Source organism: Salifodinibacter halophilus (assembly GCA_012999515.1).
Lineage (GTDB): Bacteria > Pseudomonadota > Gammaproteobacteria > Nevskiales > Salinisphaeraceae > Salifodinibacter > Salifodinibacter halophilus.
The window spans coordinates 1-234 of the sequence record JABEEB010000768.1 but is presented as its reverse complement, the minus strand read 5'-3'; the positions used below and the strand labels follow the sequence as shown (position 1 = coordinate 234).

General features: G+C 67.5%; 1 protein-coding gene. It reads left to right on the top strand.

Features of this window, described 5'->3' with window-relative positions:
• A partial coding sequence (locus HKX41_13655; protein ID NNC25178.1) for an NAD(P)/FAD-dependent oxidoreductase occupies nt 1-234 on the top strand: 234 nt, incomplete at both ends.

The window sequence follows — 234 nt, the reverse complement described above, 5'->3', positions numbered from 1 at the left end:
CTCTGGCACCGCGACGTCGCGCCCGACGCCGGCGTCCGACTCCTGATGACCCACCTCCTCTACTACGCGCCCAACGAACGGTACGACCGGCTCATGCGCGACATCAACGCGATGGACGTCGACACGCTCGCCGCTGCGAACGGCGGGAGCTTGCGCGCCATCTCGAAGCTCCTCCACCGTGAAGACCTCCCGATGCTTCGCGACTTCGCCCGCGAGAACCCCGGGATCGTCAAG